The sequence below is a fragment of the Phormidium sp. CCY1219 genome, from assembly GCF_055795085.1.
Map to the genome: position 1 here is coordinate 1 of NZ_JAYFEQ010000249.1, position 2275 is coordinate 2275.

Here is a 2275-nt window from a genome sequence, read left to right on the forward strand (position 1 = left end):
GTTGGAGGATTTACTAATACAAAGACCAAAAACATACTTCGTTTACGACCACAATTGGAAACGAATTGGGCAATTTTATCCTAAGAAAGTTAAACTGATTCGTCGGTCAAATAAGCTCTGTGTTGTTTAAATCACGACGGTTAAAACCGTCGTTCGTCTTTCCTCCCCGAACTAAAGTTACGGGGAGGAAAGACTCTCGGTTACTTCTCTTGAATGCCAGTGCAAATGGGACAAGTGCATCCGATCGCATCTTGAATGGCATTGTGGGTTTGTGACGCCGCCGGGAACAAGGCGACGCGATCGCTGGCGCGATCGGTCCAGGCGGAGGCGAGAGTGCCGCGCACCTGGGAGAGACTGGTGACTGACGCGGGAGTGCGAACCGTTGCCGGGGCAAATGTCACGGTACCGTGACTTGCCGTGAGAAACGGTTGCGCCACGGCGAGGATAGCGGCCATCGCGAGGGTTAAGCCTAATTTTAAGGCGGGAGACAGTTTCAAGGGAGTCATCATGGCTAGTTTCAACTCAAGTCAATTAAGATGGGATGAACTGAAAATTTACAATAGTGTTCCTATGAGGATAGCACTTGACCCGAAAATTTGCGCCTTGGGAAAGCAAGGGACGTTTCCGGGTTCGATAACTGTTTCCTAATGTCGGTGGTATTTTCCGGTGGTTCGAGAGACTTCTCCTGCCAACCATTGGGAGAAGGCTTCTTCCCGCCCAAATGCTTCCACTTCAAAACTGTTATCTCGGTAGCTTTCACCGGCTTTTTTATATTCTTTAAAATAGTGATAGCCAAACGCGCCCAAACTGCCTAATTCTTCATATTGTTGGCAGTGAACCAGTTCGTGAGCCAGCAGGATTAGTTGTTCCAAATCCCCTTCTTTATGGGGTTTTTTCACGTAAATTACATCGCCATAAACCTGGGCGTTGGACTCTCCTACATTAATTTTAAAACTCGCCGCCACCCAGTCTTCCATTAAAGTAGCTTCGTAAACCACTTTGACGCGATCGACTAAATCGCCAAAAAACGGGCGCAAATATTTCTTTTGCTTTTCCGTTAAGGGTTGAGGCACGCTATTATTGGACTGCATTAATTGAGCGGCTGCTTTATAGGCAACTGCTCCCATTTGTCCCCAAGCTTCTTCGGACATTTGGTGAGGCATTTGTCCTCGGCATAATTGTCCGCCAAGGGTTTGGGTTTCAGGACAAGAATAAGTTGCGCGTTCGGGAATGGGATTGTAAAATCCCCATCCAAATGTCATCAATCCCAAACATGCACCAATTAAGTTAACTCTGCGGGAGGTTTGCATGACCTCAATTCACTAAACCTTCACGATTTGCTATTCTGGGTTATTGGTAACGCTCCCGGAATTTTTGTAATTGTTAAAACACCCTTAAAGAATAGCCAGTCTTTCCCCCCCATCTGATAACGTGAACCCAAAGCAACCCCGTAGATGCATTTTCAAAGACTGGAAGTGTTAGGAGCGTTGGTTGCAATTACGAGTCGCGATTGGCAAGGGTTTCGAGCTGCACTCGGGCAAAATCTAGAAGCGCGATCGCTTCGCTTGCGGTGCCGAACAGCCCAGAGAGTTGACCGTTGCTTTACTCGATCGCTCAAATTAGAATACCCCAGTTATGGCGCATTTGAACGTTTGCGGGTCTTCTTTATCAAAACTTTACCCGATCGCGAGTTAATTTGATAATAAATTAATGTTTGGCTCAACATAAAAATCAAAACTTATGGTCGAGAATCCATCGCGCTTGAGGCGATCGCAAATCGCAAACAGCCAACAAACATCGCCAACGAGTTGCGCGCCAACAACACACCCGAGTCAGTCTTGGGCCTCGACGGTTTCCCTACCCCTGGGATAGGCATGGGGAAGCAAGACTTTTGGGAAATCTGTCATCGATCGCATTTCGAAAGATGCCTGTAGCTTTTTGACAATGGGCAATCTCGCACGAAAACAAAATGCGCCATCGTCGATCGCGCCTTTCCCTCAGCGAGGCAATCGGATTTCTTATGAGTTTTCAAATCCTGCTGAAGTCTTGTGACCTCAGAGGAAATATGCTTGTTCCGAATTGATAGATTGACGCGGGTTGATTCGGTGCGATCGCCCCGGCGGACAAAGCCAATTGATAAATCGTTGCTGACGTCATAGTAGCCTCCGATCCGTTTGGAAACTCCCGTGCTTTAGCCAGGGGAGGAAAAACGAACGTGCGGCTTTAGCCGCCGTCAAAACTATATTGAGAATTGGGTGTGCAGCGGGTTCGGTTG

At 47.5% G+C, this 2275-nt stretch carries 3 protein-coding genes; 1 reads left to right on the forward strand and 2 read right to left on the reverse strand.

Annotated features, from left to right (window positions below; translation table 11 throughout):
* Nucleotides 1-200: 200 nt before the first annotated feature.
* Complete coding sequence (locus AC0QH1_RS02715; RefSeq protein WP_324629267.1) at nt 201-509, reverse strand: hypothetical protein; 309 nt, start codon at nt 507-509, stop codon at nt 201-203.
* A gap of 135 nt (nt 510-644) precedes the next feature.
* The gene (locus AC0QH1_RS02720) at nt 645-1310 is read right to left on the reverse strand and encodes a DUF4157 domain-containing protein (RefSeq protein WP_324629270.1); all 666 of its coding nucleotides are present in this window, start codon (nt 1308-1310) and stop codon (nt 645-647) included.
* Between the two features lie 144 nt (nt 1311-1454).
* On the opposite strand from AC0QH1_RS02720, the gene AC0QH1_RS02725 reads away from it, so the two are divergent.
* A complete protein-coding gene (locus AC0QH1_RS02725) occupies nt 1455-1700 on the forward strand; it encodes a hypothetical protein (protein ID WP_324629271.1) in 246 nt (81 codons plus the stop codon).
* The last annotated feature ends 575 nt before the right edge of the window (nt 1701-2275 follow it).

What these genes read in the sequence shown, in the direction of transcription:
- AC0QH1_RS02715 (WP_324629267.1), bottom strand. Translation starts at nt 509, where the DNA reads ATGATGACTCCCTTGAAACTGTCTCCCGCCTTAAAATTAGGCTTAACC.
- AC0QH1_RS02720 (WP_324629270.1), bottom strand. Translation starts at nt 1,310, where the DNA reads ATGCAAACCTCCCGCAGAGTTAACTTAATTGGTGCATGTTTGGGATTG.
- AC0QH1_RS02725 (WP_324629271.1), top strand. Translation starts at nt 1,455, where the DNA reads ATGCATTTTCAAAGACTGGAAGTGTTAGGAGCGTTGGTTGCAATTACG.